The sequence below is a fragment of the Pseudomonas sp. TMW22080 genome (assembly GCF_022496745.1).
GTDB lineage: Bacteria > Pseudomonadota > Gammaproteobacteria > Pseudomonadales > Pseudomonadaceae > Aquipseudomonas > Aquipseudomonas bubulae.
Window position 1 is genome coordinate 42256 of sequence record NZ_SCFF01000006.1, and the last position, 22342, is coordinate 64597.

Consider the following 22342-nt stretch of genomic DNA (forward strand, 5'->3'; position numbering starts at 1 on the left):
CCTCGCGTCCGGCCGTTTAGCTGCCTTCCTTGCCCAGCCAGCGATAGACCAGTGCGCCAATGGCCGCACCCAGCATTGGCGCCAACCAGAACATCCATAACTGCTGAAGCGCCCAGCCGCCTACGATCAGCGCCGGGCCTGTGCTGCGCGCCGGGTTGACCGACGTGTTGGTCACCGGGATCGAAATCAGGTGGATCAGCGTCAGCGCCAGGCCGATGGCCAGAGGGGCGTGCCCCGCGGATACCCGTTTGTCAGTGGCGCCCATGATGATCAGGATAAACATGGCGGTCATGGTGATTTCACAGATGAGCCCCGACACCATGGAGTAGCCACCGGGTGAGTGGTCGCCATAGCCATTGGCTGCGAGCCCGCTGGCAGCCAGATCAAAGCCGGGTTTGCCACTGGCAATCATGTACAGGAGCCCGGCAGCAATCACACCGCCGAGGATCTGGGCAATGATGTAGGCAGGCAGTTCTTTTGCAGGAAAGCGTCCACCAACCCACAAGCCGAAAGACACGGCCGGGTTGAGATGGCAACCACTTATATGGCCGATGGCAAAGGCCATGGTCACCACGGTCAAGCCAAATGCCAGAGCCACCCCCAGCAGGCCGATGCCGACATCAGGAAACGCGGCTGCGAGCACAGCACTGCCGCAACCGCCCAATACCAACCAGAAAGTACCCAGCAACTCAGTGACGGAACGTTTGAACAAGGTCATGGAGGAGATCCCGGATGGATAAATCCATCGAGCAATTGAAGCGGCGTTGCCTCCTGCGATTTACTACAGGATTCTCCCGAATCCTTTACTAATTACAGCACTCGCCGATTTTTTTTCCAGTGCCATAAAAAACGCCAGCCCCCTTTGAAATCGGGGGCTGGCGTTGTGCTCCACGCGCTTTGCAGTTAGCGCTTTTTTGGTTCAGTCGATGCCGACAAAACCACCGGTCTGGTGTTGCCACAAACGCGAGTACAAGCCACCTTTGGCGAGCAGCTCGCTGTGGGTTCCGGATTCAGCGATACGGCCGTTTTCCAGGACCACCAGACGGTCCATCCGTGCAATGGTGGAGAGGCGGTGGGCGATGGCAATCACGGTTTTGCCTTGCATCAGGGTTTCCAGGCTTTCCTGGATCGCGGCTTCGACTTCGGAGTCCAGTGCCGAGGTGGCCTCGTCCATGATCAGGATCGGAGCGTTCTTGAGCAGCACGCGGGCAATGGCGATACGCTGGCGCTGGCCGCCGGACAGCTTGACGCCGCGCTCGCCCACATGAGCGTCAAAACCGGTGCGGCCCTGGGCATCGGATAGCAGCGGGATAAACTCATCGGCCCGGGCTTTGCGCACGGCTTCCCACAGCTCCTCGTCGGTGGCGTCCGGCTTGCCGTACAGCAAATTGTCGCGGATCGAACGATGCAGCAGCGAGGTGTCCTGGGTAATCATTCCGATCTGTTCGCGCAAGCTTTCCTGCGTCACTTCGGCGATGTTTTGATCGTCGATCAGGATGCGACCGCCTTGTAGGTCATACAAGCGCAACAACAGGTTCACCAGGGTTGACTTGCCGGCACCGGAAGGGCCGATCAGGCCGATTTTTTCACCGGGTTTAATTACCAGGTTGAGGTCGCTGATGATCCCGCTGCGCTTGCCGTAGTGGAAGTCAACGTGTTCAAAACGCACTTCGCCACGGTTGACGATCAAGCGTGGAGCCTGGTCGCGGTCAGTCACGGCGACAGGTTGGGCGATGGTCTCCAGGCCGTCCTGAACCATGCCGATATTTTCAAAAATGCCGTTGACCACCCACATGATCCAGCCGGACATGTTGACGATACGAATCACCAGGCCGGTGGCCAGGGCAATTGCGCCGACGCTGATCAGCGACTGGCTCCACAGCCACAGCGCCAGGCCGCTGGTGCTGACGATCAGCAGGCCATTCAGGCTGGTGATTGCCACGTCCATGCTGGTGACCACGCGACTGGCCAGTCGGGTTTTTTCGGTTTGCTCGATAATGGCTTCGCGCGCGTACTGCTGCTCAAAGTTTGTGTGGGCGAACAATTTGAGGGTGGTGATGTTGGTATAGCCGTCGACGATGCGGCCCATCAGTTTGGAGCGTGCATCAGAAGATACCACCGAGCGTTCCTTGACCCGTGGTACGAAGTAATACAAGGCCCCGACATAGCACAGGATCCAGGTCAGCAGGGGGATCATCAGGCGCCAGTCGGCTTCGGCAAACAGCACCAGCGAGCTGATGGCATAGATCAGGACGTGCCACAGCGCATCGACGGCCTGTACCGCCGAATCACGCAGGGAGTTGCCGGTTTGCATGATGCGCTGGGCGATGCGCCCGGCAAAATCGTTCTGGAAAAAGTTGAGGCTTTGCTTGAGTACATAACTGTGGTTTTGCCAGCGGATCATGCTGGTCATGCTGGGGCTCAGGGTCTGGTGCACCAGCAGGTCATGCAGGCCGAAGAACACCGGGCGGATGATCAGTGCGACCACGGCCATCCAGATCAGCTCACCGCTGTGGACCTTGAAAAAGTCAGTATTGGGCGTGCCCTGGGTCAGGTCGATCAGCGTGCTCAAGTAGCTGAAAAGCGATACTTCGATCAGTGCCGCGATCAGCCCGACCACCAGCAAGGCGGCAAACACGGGCCAGACCTGGCGCAGGTAGTAGAGATAAAATGCCCAGACAGTGCTGGGCGGAGCCGGAGTGGGGGCTTCGCGAAAAATATCGATCAGTTGTTCGAAGCGACGATAGAGCATTGGCACTGACGCCCGCAGCGCGGGCTCTCCTTATAGTGGTGTGACCGGCAGAGCAAAACACGGTCGCTGCAGGCGAAGGCAGCATAGCCGTCTGCGGCAGCAGCGACCGTGTATTGTTTCCAGTCAGCGCTTCCTGCGTGATAGCGCCTGTCAGTCGATACGCTTGGCCGACTTGATCAGGACCGGATCGATGGGCACATTTTGCATGCCTTGTTTGGTGGTGGTTTGCGAGTTGACGATCTGGTCAACAACGTCCATGCCATTTACTACCTTGGCAAAAACGGCGTAACCGGCATCACGGCCCGGGTCCAGAAACGCATTGTCTGCCACGTTGATGAAGAATTGACTGGTGGCCGAGTTCGGGTTCGACGTGCGTGCCATCGACAGGGTCCCGCGAACGTTATGCAAGCCGTTGCTGGCTTCGTTCTTGATCGGGTCGCGGGTCTGTTTTTGCACCATCTGCGACGTAAAACCACCACCTTGCACCATGAAACCCGGGATCACGCGGTGAAAAATGGTGTTGTTGTAAAAGCCGCTGTCGACATACTTGAGGAAGTTGTCAGTGCTGATCGGAGCCTTGACCGGGTCCAGTTCGATTTCGATCTTGCCAAAGCTGGTATCCAGTACCACGTGAGGCGCTTTGGCAGTTTCAGCCGCCATAAGGTTGGCAGCGAACAGCAGGGCGCCAGCGGCAAGAGCAATTTTTTTAAGCATGGTTCAGTGATCCTGAAAAGTTGGGTGACCGTTCTATGCCGCACCGTCAGTGAAGCTGGGGGGCATTGAACCAGTGCCCGTGCCACATCTTGCAATGGCAGATGTTCACGGGCGGCGGGTGTTGGACAGGATATTCTCGAATCAGGTTCCTGCCCACTGCTCATCACGCTTGCTGCGGTGCGGCGAAAGGTGCCTCGAGCGGTGCCGTGTCGAAAGTTCGCAACAATTCGACAAGGATTTGAGTTGCCGGGCCCAGGGGTTTGTCCTTGTTGGCGTACAGGAAAAACACCGGGTGACGATTGCCGCCCTGGTTGAGCGGCAACGGCTTGAGGAGACCTTCCTTGAGCTCGCGCTCGATCATGTGCCGTGGCAACCAGGCAAACCCCAGCCCGCTGCCCACAAAGGCAGCCGCCGTGGCCAGGCTGCCGACGGTCCAGCGCTGCTCGGAGCCCAGCCAGCCCACGTCCCGTGGTTGCTGGCGCCCGGAGTCACGAATCACCACTTGTAACTGGCTTTCGAGGTCCTGGAAATGCAACTCGCGTTGCAGGCGATGCAACGGGTGGTCGGGATGGGCCACGGCGACAAACTCCACGGTGCTCAACTCGGTACCCAGGTAGCCGGGAATATTGAAGCTGCTGATGGCCAGGTCAGCCACGCCTTCGAGCAGCACTTCCTCGACGCCGGAAAGAACCTCTTCACGCAGACGTACGCGACAGCCCCGGCTTTGCGGCATAAAAGCTGTCAGGGCGCGCACCAACCGGGCGTTGGGGTAGGCTGCGTCGACGACCAGGCGCACCTCGGCTTCCCAGCCTTGCTCCATATGATGGGCAAGGTCTTCGAGCTGGCTGGCCTGCTTGACCAGTTGCCGGGAGCGACGCAGCAACACGCCACCGGCTTCTGTCAGCACCGCCTTGCGTCCGTCGATGCGCAGCAGCGGCACGCCGAGCTGGTCCTGCATGCGGGCCACGGTATAGCTGACAGACGACTGTGAGCGGTGGAGAACTTCAGCGGCTTGTGCGAAGCCTCCGTGGTCGACCACAGCCTGCAAGGTGCGCCATTGATCAAGGGTCACGCGGGGCGCTTTCACAATGAATTCCTCTGATTTTGGAGTGGTTACAGGATACCGTTAAACAAACAGATTTATAGATAGGTTGTAGCAGGTAATTGCGCTTTTTTATCGAATCAATGACCCCTAATCTTGGCTCCATTCTTACAGCATTTACAGATGGAGCTTGTCCGCCATGTCCAATGTTCTGATCATTGAAAGTAGCGCCCGCCAGCAAGGCTCGTTTTCCCGTCAGTTGACCCAGCAGTTCATCAGCCAGTGGCAAGCAGCCCATCCGACCGATCAGGTCACCGTTCGCGACCTTGCCCTGCACCCGGTACCGCACCTTGATGCCAACCTGTTGGGTGGCTGGATGAAGCCCGAAGCACAACGCAGTGCAGACGAGCACGCCTCCCTCAAGCGCTCCGATGAGTTGACCGACGAGTTGCTGGCCGCTGATGTACTGGTGCTGGCGGCGCCCATGTACAACTTTGCGATACCGAGCACGCTCAAGGCCTGGCTGGACCACGTATTGCGCGCCGGGGTGACCTTCAAGTACACCGAAACCGGTCCACAGGGGCTTTTGACCGGCAAGAAAGCATACGTGTTGACGGCTCGCGGCGGGCTATATGCGGGTAGCACCTCGGACCATCAGGAACCATATCTGCGTCAGGTCATGGCCTTTGTCGGCATTCACGATGTGACCTTTATCCATGCCGAAGGGATGAACCTGGGCGGTGACTTCCAGGAGAAAGGTTTGAATCAGGCCAAGGCCAGGTTGTCTGCCATCGCGTAGTCTGTTAATCGACAGATAATCGCCCGATGGCTTAATTGTTTCATTGCTCCTTCAAGCATGCGGTTCGCGCATCGAACCTCCCTTTGCACTTTATTGAGTGCCCGTGCCCGATCAGCCTTTGCGCTGGATCGGGCTTTTTTTGTCTGGAGCATTTGTTGCGTACAAGCATGTTCACGCCTTTCAAGTGCGCTATGTATCTATCTTTTTACAGGTCCATGCTCTGTTAGCTTTGCCCTTTAATTGTTTTGCCCGGGATCCTTATCGGATGGCAAAACATCACTGATTAAGGGCTGTGTGCCATGTCCATGCTTTCGTCCCGCCCAGAGGCGCAACTCCAAAGAGAAGCGCTGGCCATTGCCGGCCACCTATCCCGACAGCCCACTTTTCTTGCGGCCGCCAGAGATTCGTTTCGCACAACGTTGCACCGGCGCTTTGCGTTTGTGTCACAAGCATTTGACCTGGATGCAATGCATGTCACTGATTATCGGCTTGTGTGGAATCAGGATCAGACCGAGCAGGTTGCCAGTCCCGCCACTTCCCGGACTCTGGGTGAGGAACTGAGTCGATATCTGGCGAGCCGTGAGCTGCCGGTTTTTCAGGGGTTGGTCGGTATCTTCGACAAGGCGGGAGTCTATGGGGATCTGGGGGCGCGCATTGTTGGCGGCGACAATACCGGCAGTGAGCTCGTGGCCATGTTGCAGGATGCAGGTGTCCGGGCCTGCTTGAACTACCAGCAACAGGTAGCGGCTTTTTATAGCGGTACACCGCTGGACGGGCTCAAGTCGGCCATGGCTGTTGCCTCGCCCCATGAGCTGGCAGGTGTCGATCCGCAGCGACTTGTCTTCGGCGTCCTGGGGGTATCCGGCCATGAATGGGAGAGCCGCAGCATTGTCCAGCTGTTCGCGGCCTACAGGGAGAGCGGCGAGTTGGCTGCGCATCCGGACGGCATGAGCACGGACGGCCAAATGACTGCCTGGACATACCCTGCGGCCAGTGCGGGCCATTTTTATCGCAGTCACTCCGGTCTGGAGAAGCCTGGGGTTCTGCTTAAACTTCTGCAGGACGCCGATAATCGCTATGCCCGTGACCTGCCGATGAACGAGCCTCTCAAGGCCTGGCTGGCACACAGAATGGCCAGGCAAAGGGCTGCTGAAGCCAATCTGCGTATGCGCGACGGCACCTTGACGGCGGAAGGGGCGGCCATGATCAAGGGGATAACCGGCGGCGTGCGCGATGCGATGGATCTGCACAGCCCTGGCGTGTATGAGCTGTTTCTGCGGGTGCCTGGAATCGAGGCCCGGGTTGCCGGATGTCTGGTTCTTACCAGCAATCCGCGGGATCTGCCCATCTACAGTCCTGCGGGTGTCATCCTGTTGATTGCAGGTCAGGGACTGATCGAGTTTTCCTCGGGCAGTGAGTTCAGTGACTGCATGACGCTCTGGCTGGATCAACCACAAAACCATCCCTGGTTGCGAGCCGGGGTTGCGTTGGGCCACCGGGACGCTGTTTTTGCCCATCGTCCACGTGCGCTTGTGGACTATCCGGGTGTACCCGGCGGCGATGCCTTTGCCCACTGCCTGACAACATTGCTGAGCTGGCAGCAGGACAGTTGTACGCATCTGATCCGTTCTGGCTCGGTGGAGCCCCTTTATCTGGAGCAGGCAATTGATCTCAGGGCCAGGTTTCGTGTCGGGCATGTGCTGCAGGTGTGCGAGTCAGCCCGACAGGGAAAACACACCGCGCAAGCGTTCAGGAACACCGCCCTGAATGACGGGTTGGTGCAGGCATTCCCCCTGATCCAGCCACTGGTTTCACCATTCGATATGGACAGTCTGAATCTCAAGGGTTACCGCGATGACAGCAAAGTCACAGATCTGTCAGCCGGGAGGATAAATCCAGAGCATTTGCAGCTTGTCAGTACCAGTCCGCTCGGCGATGTGCTACGTGAAATGGTTGCCAATCTCGAGGCATTCAACGTTTTTGCCCAAGCAGATCTTTTCTTTATCTGTGCAGGTGACAATTGCATCGAAATGGCAGCGCAGGAGTTTCGTGAAAGCATACAGGCTCTTGTTCGCCCATTGAGGTACATCGCTGTCGAGTACCAAATGCCTGTAGCACCCGAGGCGGTGCCAGATGAACCGATAAACACGTTCAAACAGCAGGCAGACGCTACCTTGGCGGACTTGCAGGCTATGTCCGAAATGCTCAAGCAGTCTGCTGTACCGTCTTCGCGCAGGCTGCGTCCAGCCATGCATTCAGAGCTGCAGTGCGCCATCAGTGAGGTAATTCGCCAGTTTCAGTTGTTCAAGGATGACTTGCGTGGCGAGGCTATACAGGTGCTGTACCAGCGCCTGCCGCTTGCAGAAACACTGCCGGTCAGACTGCGCGGGCATCTGGAGACCTACCTGCAGGGTGACGGGCAAACCTATCTTTTTGATTACGGTGAGTCTGTAACTCTGCCGGAAATGCTCGAGTACTACCGTGTCATTCCGGCTGGCCCAACTACGGCTCCTGCCAGGCTGCAGGCACTGAACGATCTTGAAGAGCAGTATGCAGTTCGGTGTATGGGTATGGAGCGGGGCACGCCCCTGATTGACTGCCTTCTCACTGCGGATCAGGAGCGAAAGCTGCTGAATGCCGTCAAGGGTTTTATATCGTCCCGGCAGCCTTCACAAGGTGTTAACGCTCTGCCGCCGCTGGAATTGCTGGCACATTACCTGCCTGATTTTGACCCTGCCCGGTTCGCTCACACCAGGCCTGCAGTCGCGCTGCAACAGCTGCTGACTTCAGAATGCGGTCAGTGTCTCGGTCGCGAATTGCTCAAGGTCCTGGGGTGGCATGGCGCACGCGATGGTGAGACCAGCCCGGTGACGCTATGTACCCAACTGGTTTGGAAGACTCTTGTGCTTCGATACTCGCAGGCTGGTGAAGTGGCCGGTTACGATTTGCACTCGGATCGTCTATGGGGCAGGACCTATGCGTGGATCCGCAGCGATTTTGAGACCTTTTTGCTTACTTCGCGACAAGCTGCATCCTCGGCGTTTGCCGCGTTGCTGGCGCGGTTGTTGCGAACGGCCATGCCACCGGATTTCAGTGTCCGCGATATTCCTGGCGAACTGACTTACGGTTCGCCCAGTTGGGTCAACTTGCGCCATGGTGCCGAACTGGCGCATGCCATCGAGCCAGGCTCGACACTGCGCATGACATTTCAGGAAGTCATCCTGTTGCCTGGCAAGCAGGGGCAGGGGCTCGTTTTTTCCGCCAAAGCAAACGAGCAGGAACAGGTTCTGCTCCGCGAGAAGTCTTCAGCCATTCTTGCCTTGCGCCTGCCTCCACTGATGGCCTGGGCGGCCCTGCATGGCGTTGTACCTAAAATGCCCCTGGCTGCTTATTCCAGCGTGGAGATGCAGCGCGCAGTACAAGCGCTGGATGCGTATGAACACGCGATTTTCAAAGCAACCAATGACCTGTTCAAACCTGCCCCCAACAGGTTTGAAATTGCAAAAAAAGAGCTGGCACGGCGCGGCCTGAATCCCTATTTCAGCGAGTTCACGGCTGCCAGGGGCAGAATGCCGCTGTTTGAGCTTTACGCTGCCGGCAAGCATCTGGAGCTGGATTTTCCGCCCTACACTTCAGCCACCATACCGAGTGCCGAGGAGGTTCGCGCAAGTGCCGAGCGCTTCTCACGGCTCAAGAAGTTGCCGGTGAATATCGAGCTGGAATTCAACCGGCAGTACAATGCCTATGAGGCGGCGCTTGTGGCAGCACAACAGGCGGTTGTCAGGTTTTTACTGGACAGCCTGCCCCCGCGGCAGCGTCAGGACATTGAATACAGCCATGTCAGGGTATTGCGTGTCAGAGCTGAAAGTACCGGCAGTGTCAGTGAGGACAGCCCCGAAATCACGGACTCACTGATGTTGCGTCAGGGGTTTATTCTCGAAGTGTGCAAAAAAGAAACCTGTGATCTCTACGAGATTTTCCCAAGGGCGCTGCACATACAAGAGAGTCCAAGGCTCAAGCCATTGCTGGTAGGAGGCGTAATCGCTCCAAAGAAAATCGGTATTCACACCTGGGTCCACACTTTTCGGCATGGCACGGTTTTGAATATTGACGAAAATGCCTATCGGACCGGGCACAAACCCATGCCCCATGAGACCTCCCGATCCAGGCTGATTATTGAGGAGCTTGGTAGCGTGCCAGCGGGAGGCGAGACGAGCAGTCATCTGCCCGATACGTTCAACTCCTTGCGCAGCAAACAGATTGCCAGGCTGATTCCGCTCTATATCGACAAGGGACAAGCTCGTGCGGCTGCTCGGGGAGTGACAGCTTTTGACCAGGCACATCCTGCCCTGTCATTGCTAAAGGCGATTACGCCTTTCTGGGGGGGCATCGAGGATCTGCTTTCGGATGATCAGAAACGCAGAGCTTCGGGGGCATTCGGGATGCTCCTGGACCTGCTGTTTTTGGTCCCCGTCGTAAGATTTGCCGGGGGGGCAGTGCGGGTGATCAACCTGGCTGGAAAGATCGGCTTCAAGGCCGTGTTGCCCCGGATGGGCAAGCTCGCCAGAACCCTGCTGGTGTCTCTGGCTCAGGAGCTGAACCCCCTGGATGGCTTGCCCCGTTTGCTCAAGTGGAGCGGTGTCAAACTGCTTGAGGGTGGTGCTTGTCTGGCTGAGAAAGGTCTCGGGCACTTCAGGCAAGTGACCAGCCTTTCAAGCGTGGCGCGTTACGACATTAAACAGGGGCTGGTAACGATCGCGGATCCCGGGGCCTGGAAGCCTGTGGCTCAGGGCGATGAGCTGCGTACGGTCAGTGATGTTAAAAACGTGCAGGTTCGCAACACGGGCAGCGTCACGACCAGTGATTACCGCCTGATTGATCCTGTATCCAGTCTTCCCTATGGGCCGCGCTTGGCCTCAGGCGCCCGGTCAGTACATTTCGGCCAGCAAAAATTCTTTGTTTCTGCCAGCCCTGATCTTCCCGATGGTTATTACTTGCTGCGAGTCAGAAGTCCTGACAATCCCTCGCAACTGCTCAGCAGCGGGGTAATTGCCAAGCCTGAAGCGGGTGCTGCGGGGCAATGGAAAAGAAGAGGGATCAAGGGCGGGGGGGATGAAGTGCCAGAGACCGCCAGTTTGCATACCTGGAGACTGCAGGACGATAACGGGCTGGCCTCATTGGGGGACATGACCACATTCCGGCGCAGCGACGTTTCATTGAAAGGGCGGCAGCCCGATACGACAACAGGTGTCCATACCTTCGACAATAGATCCTATATCGCGGTTGGAGATCCGCCCGAGGCTTATGAGGTGGTGCGGGTCAGAAACAGATTCTGGCAGTTGCATACGGATGGTGAACAGGCTGGCCCCTTTGTTGCGTATAGGCCAGCTCAGGGCCAGACCTCAGGTGTCTGGGACCTGGCCCCGCAGATTACTCTGCAACCCAAGCCAAGATCGAAATGGGAGACCGCCCCCGAGATCCTGTTCACCCCGGAGCCGGACGGGCCGCAGCTTTACCGCAACCTGAACAAGCTGCCGGCGAGTACCCCCTGGCAGGTTGAGAGCGGCATCGACTTCAAGCGAATTGAGCAGGAAATCCGCACCCGGTTCAATGTTGAACTGGAGGGCGTTGAAGTCATTTCGACAACGGCCAGTGATTTGGCGTTCAGGATGGATATCCCCTACGACGCGGCCTCTGCGAAAGCCAGTCCTGTCGCCTGGACCTCCCCGCAAGGCAAGATCCATATCGCCACGGATCATCCGGATTATGTGGTAAACGGTCTGGTGGACTCCGACAAGGTGCGCTCCACGGTAGTGCATGAGTATGTCCATGCGGCCTCTCATCGCAGAGCCGGTTTGCAGGTCATTTCCGGGGAGGGGGTCAATTATGACGAAAGTGTGGTGGATTATTTCGCGGAAAAAATCTACTCGCAGATTTATCCCGGACGGCCCTACAAAAGCGGCTATTTCACCGCGGACGGAGCCCTGTGGCACGGGCAACTGGTGCCGTTTATGAGTCAAAGCGCAACCATGAACCTGGTTGAGATCCAGCAGGCACTCTTTCACGATCCGGCGTTGTTCAGGCCGCTGGGCCCGGACGCCTTGCAGGAATGGAAGCGGCTGACCGGTTTCTAGTGCTGTGCGCCCTGAGGTCTCAATTGCCCTGGAGCGGATGAGATTGGCAAGCCAGCATTTTACTTCCCCGGCAAACCCGCTAAGGTCGCCCATTCTTTCGAATTCGCCACGGCGTAAACGAACAGGCAACTACGGTTTTTGAGCGAGAGATTCATGGGCTATCTGTTAATTGTTACCCTGATTCAGGCGTTTTCATTCAGCCTGATTGGCGAGTATCTGGCGGGGCACGTCGACAGTTACTTTGCGGTACTGGTGCGTGTGGTACTGGCGGGGCTGGTATTTATTCCGCTCACACGCTGGCGTCAGGTCGAACCCGGTTTCATGCGCGGCATGCTGTTGATCGGGGCGCTGCAGTTCGGTGTCACCTACGTCTGTCTGTACTTGAGTTTTCGAGTGCTTACGGTTCCGGAGGTGTTGTTATTCACCATCCTGACCCCCCTGCACGTGACCCTAATCGAGGATGCAATCAACCGCCGTTTCAACCCGTGGGCGCTTGTTGCGGCACTGGTCGCCGTTATGGGGGCTGCGGTCATTCGTTTTGACACCATCAGCCCCGAATTTTTCAAGGGCTTCCTGCTCCTGCAACTGGGCAACTTCACTTATGCCGCCGGTCAGGTGATGTACCGGCATCTGGTCGCACGCTACCCGAGCGATTTGCCGCATTACCGGCGCTTCGGTTACTTCTATCTGGGTGCGCTGGCTGTGGTACTGCCTGCTTTTGTGTTGTTCGGCAAAGCCGATTTCTGGCCTGAAGCCCCCTTGCAGTGGGGAGTGCTGGTGTTTCTGGGGCTGGTCTCCACTGCACTTGGCCTGTATTGGTGGAACAAGGGCGCGTGCATGGTCAGTGGCGCGACCCTGGCGGTCATGAACAACGTGCATGTGCCGGTGGGTCTGTTTTTCAGCCTGTTGATCTGGAATCAACACGAGCCTCTGGGGCGGTTGTTCCTGGGCGGGCTGGTGATATTGATTGCCGTCTGGATAAGCCGGCTAGACCGCAGGGCTGTGACGGTCTAAGGTCAATCTCAGTCCATCTATCGCCTTAAGGGAGAGTCGGAATGACAGTCAGGGTGTTGATCTTGCCGGGCCTGTTCAATTCAGGAACAGAGCATTGGCAATCTCACTGGGAGCAGCGCTACAGCGGTTTGCATCGGGTCAAGCAGGACAATTGGGAAACCCCCGCCTGTGTTGACTGGGTGCAGAACCTGCATAAAAAAATCACCAAGAGCGAGCGCCCCGTAGTGCTGGTGGGTCACAGCCTGGCGTGTACGCTGATAGCCCGCTGGGCCCAGCAGCACCCCAAGGAGGCAAGGCGGGTGCGCGGGGCGTTGCTGGTGGCGCCCAGTGATACCGAGGCCGACAGCTACCCGGCCGGGACCTCAGGCTTTAGCCCCATGCCGCTCAATACCCTGCCTTTTGATGCGATCACCGTAGCCAGTACCAACGACCCCTATGTCACCCGCGAGCGGGCCGAGGCCTTCAGCCAGGCCTGGGGGAGTGAACTGGTATGGTTGGAGAATGCCGGGCATATCAATGGCGAAGGTGGCTTTGGCACCTGGCCGCAGGGCATCGAGTTACTGTTCAAACTGACCGGTGACCCGCAGTTCAAGCAGGCTTGAGCAGGTAGATACTCTGTGGCAAGTCAAGCCCAATCAAAAGCCCCCTCACCCTAGCCCTCTCCCGAAGGGAGAGGGCACTGACCGCATGCGGCCTCAAAAACTTCACTGATCAGCACCCTCTCCTTTCGGGAGAGGGTTGGGGTGAGGGGCTTTCAGCTATCACTTTTGCCTCAGCGGCTATACATCACTCTTCGATCGGTATTCTGGTCAACAGCCCCTTGCGCAGGTCATTGCCGCTTGGTTGCTGGTACACGCTTAAACCGAACTCGGGCAGTACTGACAGCAGATAGTCGAAGATATCGCCCTGAATGCGTTCGTATTCGTCCCACACAGTGGTTCGGGTAAAGCAGTACACCTCCAGGGGTACGCCTTGAGGCGTGGTTTGCAGTTGGCGCACCATGCAGGTCATGTTCGGCTGGATATCGGCATGGCTTTTCAGATAGGCAAGGGCATAGGCGCGGAAAGTGCCGATATTGGTCATGCGTCGACGGTTGGCTGACATGGCTGCCACGTTGCCCTGGGCTTCATTCCAGCTTTTGAGTTCGGCTTTCTTGCGATGCAGGTAGTCGCTCAGCAGGCGCACTCCCTCCAGACGTTGCTCCTGCTCATCGGTCAGGAACGCAACATCGCTTGCGTCAATAAACAGGCTGCGCTTGATCCGCCGGCCGCCGGACTGCTGCATGCCGCGCCAGTTCTTGAACGACTCGGACATCAGGCGCCAGGTGGGTATCGAGACAATGGTCTTGTCGAAATTCTGCACCTTGACGGTATGCAGGGTGATATCGATCACATCACCATCGGCCCCGACTTGAGGCATTTCGATCCAGTCGCCAACCCGCAGCAAGTCGTTGCTGGTCAACTGTACGCTGGCCACGAACGACAGCAGGGTGTCCTTGTAGACCAGCAGGATAACCGCAGACATTGCCCCCAGCCCGGAAAGCAGCAGCATTGGCGAGCGGTCGATCAGGGTCGCGACAATGATGATGGCCGAGAACACATACAGCAACATTTTGGTCAGCTGAATGTAGCCCTTGATCGGCCGCGTCTTGGCGTAATTGGTGCGCGAATAGATGTCGAGCAAGGCGTCCAGCAGTGAACTGATAACCCGCGTCAGTACGAAGATGGTGATGGCCAGCGCCAGGTTGCCAAGGAAGTGGCGACCGTTGTCGCTCATGTCCGGCACCAGATTGCGCCCGAACTGCACTATCAGCGAGGGAGTCAGTTGCGCCAGGCGATGGAACACCTTGTGTTCGCGTAAATCATTGATCCAGTGCAGGGCCGGTTGGCGGCCGAGCATTTTGGTCACGCGCAGGATAATAATGCGTGCGATATGACCGGCCAGCAGGGCGACGCCCACGAGAACGATCAGGCCCAGTATGGCCGAAACCCAGGGATGTTGATCCAGATTGGCCCACAGGTCCTGGATTTGGCTCCAGAGTGCTTGAGTATCCATAAGCTAAAACGATATCCGGTAATAAATGGCCATGGGATTAGAGCACTTCAGGGCGATTTGTGGGCCCTGATTGGACTAAAGACCCTAAAAAACCATTTGTTTCACGCCGTTCGTGCAAAGTAACTCGGCCTTGGCGCTCGAAACCGTTACTCTATGCCGCTGATTTTTTGTATTTCTTCGAGGTAGCACCCGTGTTTTCCGATTTCGCCCTGCACGAACGCCTGCTTAAAGCTGTGGCCGAGCTTAAATTTGTCGAGCCTACGCCTGTGCAAGCAGCGGCCATCCCGCTCGCGCTCGAAGGGCGTGACCTGCGGGTTACAGCTCAAACCGGGAGTGGCAAAACCGCCGCTTTCGTACTGCCGATTCTGAATCGTCTGATTGGTCCTGCCAAAATCCGCGTCAGTATCAAAGCGTTGATTTTGCTGCCGACCCGCGAGCTGGCACAGCAAACGCTAAAAGAAGTTGAGCGTTTTTCGCAGTTCACGTTCATCAAGTCCGGTCTGATCACCGGCGGTGAGGACTTCAAGGTTCAGGCGGCCATGCTGCGCAAGGTGCCGGATATCCTGATCGGCACCCCTGGCCGTTTGCTCGAGCAACTGAATGCCGGCAACCTTGACTTGAAAGAAGTTGAAGTTCTGGTACTCGACGAAGCCGACCGCATGCTCGACATGGGTTTCTCCGAAGACGTGCAACGTCTGGTCGATGAGTGCCCGAACCGTCAGCAAACCATGCTGTTCTCGGCCACCACCGGTGGTTCGGGCCTGCGTGAGATGATCGGCAAGGTACTGAACAACCCTGAGCACTTGCAGCTCAACCAGGTCAGCCAGTTGAACGCCACCACGCGTCAGCAGATCATCACGGCAGACCACAACCAGCACAAAGAGCAAATTGTTAACTGGCTGCTGGCTAACGAGACTTATCAAAAAGCCATCGTTTTCACCAACACCCGTGCCATGGCTGACCGCATCTACGGTCGCCTGGTGGCTCAGGAGTACAAGGCGTTCGTCTTGCACGGTGAAAAAGACCAGAAAGACCGCAAGCTGGCCATCGATCGCCTGAAGCAGGGCGGCGTCAAGATTCTGGTGGCTACCGACGTGGCGGCCCGTGGTCTGGACGTTGAAGGCCTGGATCTGGTGATCAACTTCGATATGCCTCGCAGCGGCGACGAGTACGTTCACCGTATTGGTCGTACTGGCCGTGCGGGCAATGATGGCCTGGCGATCTCGCTGATCTGCCATGGTGACTGGAACCTGATGTCCAGCATTGAGCGCTACCTGAAGCAAAGCTTCGAGCGCCGTACCATCAAGGAAGTCAAAGGCGTCTACGGCGGCCCGAAAAACGTCAAGGCTTCGGGTAAGGCTGTTGGTGTGAAGAAGAAAAAGACCGACGCCAAGGGCGTCAAGAAGAAGTCGGGCGCCAAGGCACCGACCAAGCGCAAGATCGCCAACCGCCCGAAGACCGACGCTCTTTCGTTGGTCAGCAAGGACGGCATGGCGCCGCTCAAGCGCCGCAAGCCAGAAGCACCAGCGGCTGAGTAAATCGCTGGCATGGCTCACAAAAAACCCGGCCTGCGCCGGGTTTTTTGTTGCCTGAAACGCCGCAGATTTTGTGAGCGCCGCAATGTCTGCAGGAGCTGGCTTGCCTGCGATGGTGTCATCGTGGGGTGACTGGGAAACCGCGCCGTCTGCATCGCGAGCTAGCCCGCTCCGACAAAACCCGGGCGTTTCAGTAGAACGTCCGCTCGGCCTTAAATGTCAGTAAGCCATCACACTGGGTGTTCTGCCCTGAGTAGGCAGAGCAGTCGCTGCCGTCCAGGCTGGAATCGCTGTAGATCACGTTGAGGTCAATGCCCATCCAGGGGCGCGAGAGTTTGATCGACCAGTCATTGAATGCGCGTACGCTGCCACCGTCGGCAATGGACACCGGTGAGCCCAGTTGGTGGGTGGTGTATTTCATGCTTACGCCGATGCCAAAGGGCTGGTTGACCCCCAGATCGGCAAACAATGTACTGTCGCGGCGCCCCGGATCATTGCTGAAGGCGGCGCCAAAGCGCGTGCCCAGCACGGTGAGGCCTGCAAAGATCTGCTGGCTGTCGAGTGAGTCGACTTTGGGGTAGCTGTAATGGATCACCCCCAGCTCATAGCTCAGGGTCTGGTCAAAGGGGCGCTTGTAACCCAGATACGAATCCACTTCCAGGTTGCTGCCAGGCTTGATGCCCATGGTGGGCGCCCATTGCCCGACATACCAGCCGCTGTCGTGGGTCAGGTCCAGGCCGCCATGAAAGGTCGAGCCGGGGCTGGTGGGCTTGACCAGGCCCTGGGCCATGCTGCGGCTGGGCTGGGTGGCCAGCTTCAGGTCGAAGTCGCCCAGCTCGCGGGAAAACACCTGTGCGTCTGCAATGGTGCTGGTCAGCAGCGTGCTGGCCAGCAACACCGTCCGTGTCAGCATGATCGGCTCCCTATTTGGGCTCAAAGGCTTGATTCAGAGCCTTCGGAGCATACGCAGGAATATCGGCAACAAAGTGCCGTTCGTCGATTTATCGATGCGAATCGGGGGCGGGGCAGGGGAACAAAGGGGATAAATCGAGAGTCCTAGCGCCTTGAAGGGCAAAGCGCATAAGGACCAGATGAAGCGAGGGGGTATTACTTCTTGCCGAGCGTGATTTGCTTGGACGGGCCGAAAGTTTGGCCGCTGACGCCTTTGCTGATTTGCTGAATCTCGCCGCCGGATTTCAGGAATGCTTCGATTTGAGCATTGATGGAATCACTGGTTTCAACAGCGGGAGCTGGCTTTGCTTTGCTGGCGGATGCTTTTACACGCATGGCGGCTATTGACCTGTAGAAAATAACTTGGCCAGCGATAGTACCTGAAATACTTGACAATTGCTTGTTAAATATCTTCGTAAAATAATATCGGTGCAGTATGAGTCAGCATGAACGACTGCATAATTGTCGGCTAACTCGCTGTTTTAATTCATAACGTGGGAGGTTTTGTATACGTGTCCGGCCGTGCGCAGATGGCCTTTGAGCATCCGCCAGGCTGACGAGTGGCGTCCAAGGCGCGTTGGAAAAACCTGATAAATCAAACCTTTCGCAGATTTTTTGGATGGCGGGCTGCGGCACTCCAATTTGCCCCCCTAAACTCGGGTAGAATGCCGCCTACGTAATGAGGGTATTGGACATGGCTTTAATCGGTCGCTACAACAGTTTGCAAGTGGTTAAACATACAAACTTCGGTTTGTATCTGGATGGTGGGGCTGACGGCGAAATCCTGTTGCCCAATCGTTATATTCCAAAAGATATTCCCAGCGAAGATGAAGACTGGCTCAACGTCTTTGTTTATTTGGACAGCGCTGACAAGTTAATTGCCACCACTGAAAAACCAAAAGTTCAAGTCGGTGAATTTGCCAGCTTGAAAGTGGTTGAAGTTAACAGCATCGGCGTATTCCTCGATTGGGGTTTACCAAAAGATTTGCTGTTGCCGTATTCCGAAGAAAAGCGCCAGATGACCGCCGGCGAATATGTCGTGGTGCACGTCTACCTCGACAAGCACACGCGTCGTATCACCGCGACTGCCCGTCTGGACCGCTACCTGGACAAAACCCCGGCCAATTATCAGGTCGGCCAGGAAGTTGATCTGTTGGTGGCCGAGGCCACGGACATGGGCTTTAAAGCCGTGATCAACAACAAGCACTGGGGTTTGATCCACAAGAATGAAATCTTCAAGTTCATGCGTGCGGGCAAGCAGGAAAAGGGCTATATCAAGGAAGTCCGTGCGGACGGCAAGATCAGCCTGAGCCTGCAACCGGTTGGCCAGGAAGCAGCCAGCAGCCTGAATTCGAAGATCCTCAGCAAGTTGCGCGACAACAACGGTGTGCTCGCCGTGAGCGACAAAAGTGCCCCTGAAGTCATCAGTACTCATTTTGGCGTCAGCAAGGGCAACTTCAAGAAAGCCATTGGTGCGCTCTACAAGGAAGGCAAGATTGCGATCCACCCGGACCGTATCGAACTGATCTGATCCAACACGAGGGGCTGGCGACATGAGCAAGGCAGTGTGGGCGTATATTGGTGCGTTACTGGCTTTTCTGGTGCTTGACGGCCTGTGGCTGGGCCTGCTTATGAGCTCTACCTATAAAGAGCTGTTGGGTTCGTTGATGCTGGCTCAACCCAAGTGGGGCCCGGCCATCGTGTTTTACCTGCTGTATGTGCTGGGCGTGGTGTTCTTTGTGGTGTTGCCGGCCCTTGCCCGGGCCAGTGCGCGCAGGGCTGCTCTGGCAGGTGCGTTTTTCGGGCTGGTGGCTTATGGCACCTATGACATGACGAACTGGGCCACGCTGCAAGGCTGGTCGCCCCAGTTGGCATTGATGGACATGGCCTGGGGCGGGTTACTGACCTGTCTTGCAGCCCTGTCGGGTTATTGGGCGGCACGCAAGCTGGCGTCCTGATTGTTTTCGACCTTTTTAGGTGTGGCTTTTTTCGGGTGAACTATGAGTGTTTCGCGGCGAGCAACGGATGCTTTCGCACTGCAAGTGATGCTGGGATTGTGCCTGATCTGGGGTGTGCAACAGGTCATCATCAAGCTGGCGGCACCCGATATCGCACCCGTGATGCAGGCCGCCATGCGCTCCGGTATTTCAGCACTGCTGGTTGGGCTGCTGATCTGCTGGAAGGGTGGCTGGAGCCAGGTGCCTGCCACCTGGCGTGGCGGTTTACTGGCAGGCAGCTTGTTCGGCCTGGAGTTCTTCTTTATTTCCGAAGGCCTGCAACTGACCAGTGCCGCGCATATGTCGGTATTTCTCTATACCGCGCCCATTTTCACCGCACTCGGGATTAACTGGCTGTTGCCCAGCGAGCGCTTGCGGCCTTTGCAATGGCTGGGGATATTGCTTGCGTTTGCCGGGATTGCCTTCTCATTCGCGGGCGGTATGTCGTTTGCTGACATGGACCGCAACGTGCTGCTGGGCGATGCCTACGCCATTCTGGCGGGCATGGCCTGGGGCGCGACCACGGTGGTGGTGCGCGGCTCGCGGTTGTCGGAGGCACCTGTGACCCTGACCCTGTTCTATCAGTTGATTGTCGGTTTTTTCGGCCTGCTGGTGATTGCCGCTTTCAGCGGCCAGATCAGCCACGTCAGCCTGACCACCGTGGCGGTGGCCAGTGTGCTGTTTCAAGGGCTGGTCGTGTCGTTCTTCAGTTATCTGGTGTGGTTCTGGTTACTCAAGCGTTATATGGCTTCCAACTTGGCGGTGTTCTCCTTCATGACCCCGCTGTTCGGAGTGACATTCGGTGTGCTGGTGCTGCATGAGCCTCTGAGCGTCAACTTTGTGGTGGGCGCAGTGCTGGTGCTGTGCGGTATTACGTTTGTCAGCGCCGAGCAGTGGGTGCGTCGCAAAGTGCGTGCTCTGCTGGGGGGCTGACCGACTGCCAGGCCAGAGTGCCCGCTAGCAGCAGCCCGCTGGCCGCGATGATCATTGCCGGTAGCAAGCCGCCGCTGAAATGGCTGCTCAGTGCAGCCAGCAATGGCCCGCACAGTTGGCCCACGGCGAAACAGGCGGTCAGCATGGCCGCATTGCGCGCTGTGGCATTGGGCGCCAGATCCCGTGAGCACTGCATCACCAGCGGCATGCAGGCCAGAAACGGCGTGCCGCAGAGGATTACACCAAGTGCCAGCCCCGCGCTGCTCGGAAGCAGGCACGCCAGCACACCAAGGGCTTGAATCCATAACCCGCCCATCAGCCAGAAGCGCGTGGTAGCAGGGCGCGGCCGACGAAAGCTGATCAGTGTCACGCCAATGGCAGCACATAGCCCGAATGCTGGCCAGAACAGATCGGCTTGCCACTGGCCATGAAACCGGGCATTGGCCATCTGGGATAAAAATGTCGCCGGGATGATATAGCCCAGGCCATAGAGCCCATAAATTGCTCCCAGACGGGCGATCCCGGGTTGCCGGTTATCGGGCTGCATCGTTTGAGGCCGGGCGGCAAGTGCAGCGGGTTGCGGTAGCGCGGGCAAAATCACCAGCAACATCAGCAGTGCCGCCAGGGCATAAATCATCCAGAGCGTGGCCGAGTCTTGCCCGGTTAAATTGGCGGCCAGGGCCAGCAGTCCGGTCAGCATCACCCCGAGACCGGGCCCGGCAAAAACCAGAGCGCCCAGACGCGGTCGATTGGCGGTGATAGCGATGTGCTGACTCAGTGCGGTGATCATCACCATCACCCAGGCACTGGCGATCCCGGAGCCGAATCGTAATAACAGATGCGCCCAAAACCCCTGGGCCCAGTACGACGCCAGCGTCAGCCCAACGCACAGCCACAGGCCTGTATGCAATCGATTACGCACCTGGTCGGGGCGCCTGGCGCGCATGGCATCCAGGGCGCCGAGCAGGTAACCCAGGTAGTTGGCGGCGGCAATCAGTCCTGCGCCGGTCAGGTCGATCTGGCCTTCGCTGATCAGGTGCGGCAGTTGAGGCGTCAGGGAAAAACGGCCAATGCCCATGGCCATCATGAGTGCAACAAGGCTGGCGAGCAGGCGAATCAGGGGTGACATGCTGGGATTTCCCGATAGTGAACAATGACCGTCAGGCTAGTGGTATTTGACTTTCTCTAAAAATGAATAATAGTGATCTACTTATTCTGTTTTGGAGAATCGTGTGGAGTTCAGCCAATTACGTATTTTTCAGGCCGTGGCTGAAGAAGGGTCGATCACCCGTGCGGCTGAGCGTCTGCACCGAGTGCCTTCCAACCTGTCGACCCGGCTCAAGCAACTGGAAGAGCAGATGGGGGTCGAACTGTTTATGCGTGAGCGTCAGCGCTTGCAGTTATCTCCGGCAGGGCAGGTGCTGCTGGATTACACCGCACGTTTGTTTGCCCTGCACGATGAAGCGCTGAGCGCGGTGCAGGGTGGCGTGCCTTCGGGCAAGTTCACCCTGGGCACCATGTACAGCACTGCGGCAATCCATTTGCCGAACCTGCTGGCGCACTACCATCGCACCTACCCGGCGGTGAATCTGCATGTGCAATCGGCACCCAGCGGCGAGTTGCTCGAAGGGCTGCTGGGCGGGCGCCTGGATGCCGCCCTGGTGGATGGCCCGCTGGAGTTGGCAGGCCTGGACGGGGTGGAGTTTTGTGACGAGCGCCTGGTACTGATCAGTGATCTGGATCATCCGCAGATCACCCACGCCGAGGATGTGCAGGGGCGTGAAGTGTTTACTTTTCGCCAGGGCTGTTCTTATCGGGCCCGGCTTGAAGCCTGGTACGCCAGTGATCGCGCAGCCATGGGCCGGGTAATGGAGATTGAATCCTATCAAGGCATGCTGGCGTGCGTGGCGGCGGGGTCGGGGGTCGCATTGATGCCGGCTTCGATGCTGGCCAGCTTGCCGGGGCGTGAAAATGTCCGTGTACACCCTTTGAAACAACCTTTTGCATGCGCCACGACCTGGCTGATGTGGCGAAAAGGCATGACGGGGGCAAACCTGAATGCCTGGATACAGCTGCAACAGGCCCGTTCGCTGCCAGTTCATGATTAATCGCTGCAACTTCAAGTGCTGGCCTGAATCCGATGTATGGGGCGACTTAGCCTAAAGTTCATTGACCTTAAGCAAGCATCTTGTAGTACTTAGGACTATTATCTGTACGAAGCGACCACTGAATTCCCGTCGCTCGAGTGACCCCAAGGGGGATATATGAAAGACAAACTGCAAACCTGGCTCCATGACCTGGGCGTGGCCCTCGGCCTGATCGAGCCGCCAATGCAACCTGTGCCTATCCCTGTCGAGGATCCGCGTCGTCGTCCGCAACGTCGCCGCTAAAGTTGCGTTTGCGTCGCGTGCTGTTC

At 57.5% G+C, this 22342-nt stretch carries 18 protein-coding genes; 10 read left to right on the plus strand and 8 right to left on the minus strand.

Features of this window, described 5'->3' with window-relative positions:
* Positions 1-16: 16 nt before the first annotated feature.
* The 4 genes from aqpZ to EQV96_RS19770 form a co-directional block, all read right to left on the minus strand.
* Complete coding sequence (gene aqpZ / locus EQV96_RS19755; protein WP_095002674.1) at positions 17-718, minus strand: aquaporin Z; 702 nt, start codon at positions 716-718, stop codon at positions 17-19.
* 201 nt (positions 719-919) lie between these two features.
* Complete coding sequence (locus EQV96_RS19760; RefSeq protein ID WP_095002673.1) at positions 920-2752, minus strand: ABC transporter ATP-binding protein; 1833 nt, start codon at positions 2750-2752, stop codon at positions 920-922.
* A 150-nt stretch (positions 2753-2902) separates the two neighbouring features.
* Positions 2903-3466, minus strand: coding sequence for a peptidylprolyl isomerase (locus EQV96_RS19765; protein ID WP_095002672.1), 564 nt, complete (start codon positions 3464-3466; stop codon positions 2903-2905).
* A 163-nt stretch (positions 3467-3629) separates the two neighbouring features.
* A complete protein-coding gene (locus EQV96_RS19770; RefSeq protein ID WP_095002671.1) occupies positions 3630-4553 on the minus strand; it encodes a LysR family transcriptional regulator in 924 nt (307 codons plus the stop codon).
* A 154-nt stretch (positions 4554-4707) separates the two neighbouring features.
* Here EQV96_RS19770 and EQV96_RS19775 point away from each other — a divergent pair, with 154 nt between their 5' ends.
* The 4 genes from EQV96_RS19775 to EQV96_RS19790 all read left to right on the plus strand — a co-directional run bounded on the left by EQV96_RS19775 (position 4708) and on the right by EQV96_RS19790 (position 13057).
* Complete coding sequence (locus tag EQV96_RS19775; RefSeq protein ID WP_095002670.1) at positions 4708-5307, plus strand: FMN-dependent NADH-azoreductase; 600 nt, start codon at positions 4708-4710, stop codon at positions 5305-5307.
* Positions 5308-5606: 299 nt separating this feature from the next.
* A complete protein-coding gene (locus tag EQV96_RS19780) occupies positions 5607-11441 on the plus strand; it encodes a hypothetical protein (RefSeq protein WP_240882283.1) in 5835 nt (1944 codons plus the stop codon).
* A gap of 153 nt (positions 11442-11594) precedes the next feature.
* A complete protein-coding gene (locus EQV96_RS19785) occupies positions 11595-12455 on the plus strand; it encodes a carboxylate/amino acid/amine transporter (protein ID WP_095002668.1) in 861 nt (286 codons plus the stop codon).
* A 41-nt stretch (positions 12456-12496) separates the two neighbouring features.
* A complete protein-coding gene (locus EQV96_RS19790) occupies positions 12497-13057 on the plus strand; it encodes an alpha/beta hydrolase (protein WP_095018934.1) in 561 nt (186 codons plus the stop codon).
* Between the two features lie 184 nt (positions 13058-13241).
* Here the strand turns inward: EQV96_RS19790 and EQV96_RS19795 are convergent, their stop codons facing one another.
* The gene (locus EQV96_RS19795; protein WP_095002666.1) at positions 13242-14510 is read right to left on the minus strand and encodes a mechanosensitive ion channel family protein; all 1269 of its coding nucleotides are present in this window, start codon (positions 14508-14510) and stop codon (positions 13242-13244) included.
* Between the two features lie 191 nt (positions 14511-14701).
* Here EQV96_RS19795 and EQV96_RS19800 point away from each other — a divergent pair, with 191 nt between their 5' ends.
* Positions 14702-16048 carry a DEAD/DEAH box helicase gene (locus EQV96_RS19800; protein WP_095002665.1) on the plus strand — a complete coding sequence of 449 codons (1347 nt, stop codon included), beginning with the start codon at positions 14702-14704 and terminating at the stop codon, positions 16046-16048.
* Between the two features lie 187 nt (positions 16049-16235).
* Here EQV96_RS19800 and EQV96_RS19805 read toward each other — a convergent pair whose 3' ends face one another.
* Together EQV96_RS19805 and EQV96_RS19810 are read right to left on the minus strand one after the other, a co-directional pair.
* Positions 16236-16958, minus strand: coding sequence for a TorF family putative porin (locus EQV96_RS19805; RefSeq protein ID WP_095002664.1), 723 nt, complete (start codon positions 16956-16958; stop codon positions 16236-16238).
* Positions 16959-17152: 194 nt separating this feature from the next.
* Positions 17153-17332: a hypothetical protein gene (locus tag EQV96_RS19810; RefSeq protein WP_016781632.1), complete on the minus strand. Its 180-nt coding sequence runs from the start codon at positions 17330-17332 to the stop codon at positions 17153-17155.
* Positions 17333-17690: 358 nt separating this feature from the next.
* Between EQV96_RS19810 and EQV96_RS19815 the strand changes: the two genes are divergently transcribed.
* Genes EQV96_RS19815 through EQV96_RS19825 form a run of 3 tightly spaced genes read left to right on the plus strand, consistent with a single transcriptional unit; the run spans position 17691 to position 19926 of the window.
* Complete coding sequence (locus tag EQV96_RS19815; protein ID WP_095002663.1) at positions 17691-18527, plus strand: S1-like domain-containing RNA-binding protein; 837 nt, start codon at positions 17691-17693, stop codon at positions 18525-18527.
* Between the two features lie 22 nt (positions 18528-18549).
* On the plus strand, positions 18550-18954 hold the full coding sequence (locus EQV96_RS19820) for a DUF2177 family protein (protein ID WP_095002662.1): 405 nt from the start codon (positions 18550-18552) through the stop codon (positions 18952-18954).
* A gap of 42 nt (positions 18955-18996) precedes the next feature.
* On the plus strand, positions 18997-19926 hold the full coding sequence (locus EQV96_RS19825) for a DMT family transporter (protein WP_095002661.1): 930 nt from the start codon (positions 18997-18999) through the stop codon (positions 19924-19926).
* Here the strand turns inward: EQV96_RS19825 and EQV96_RS19830 are convergent.
* A complete protein-coding gene (locus EQV96_RS19830; protein WP_240882284.1) occupies positions 19874-21055 on the minus strand; it encodes an MFS transporter in 1182 nt (393 codons plus the stop codon). The genes EQV96_RS19825 and EQV96_RS19830 overlap by 53 nt on opposite strands.
* Positions 21056-21158: 103 nt before the next feature.
* On the opposite strand from EQV96_RS19830, the gene EQV96_RS19835 reads away from it, so the two are divergent.
* Positions 21159-22034, plus strand: coding sequence for a LysR substrate-binding domain-containing protein (locus tag EQV96_RS19835; protein ID WP_240882285.1), 876 nt, complete (start codon positions 21159-21161; stop codon positions 22032-22034).
* Positions 22035-22190: 156 nt separating this feature from the next.
* Positions 22191-22316 (plus strand): PA1414 family protein, encoded by a 126-nt coding sequence (locus EQV96_RS23270; protein WP_254924894.1) that lies wholly within the window; start codon positions 22191-22193, stop codon positions 22314-22316.
* Positions 22317-22342 lie beyond the last annotated feature (26 nt).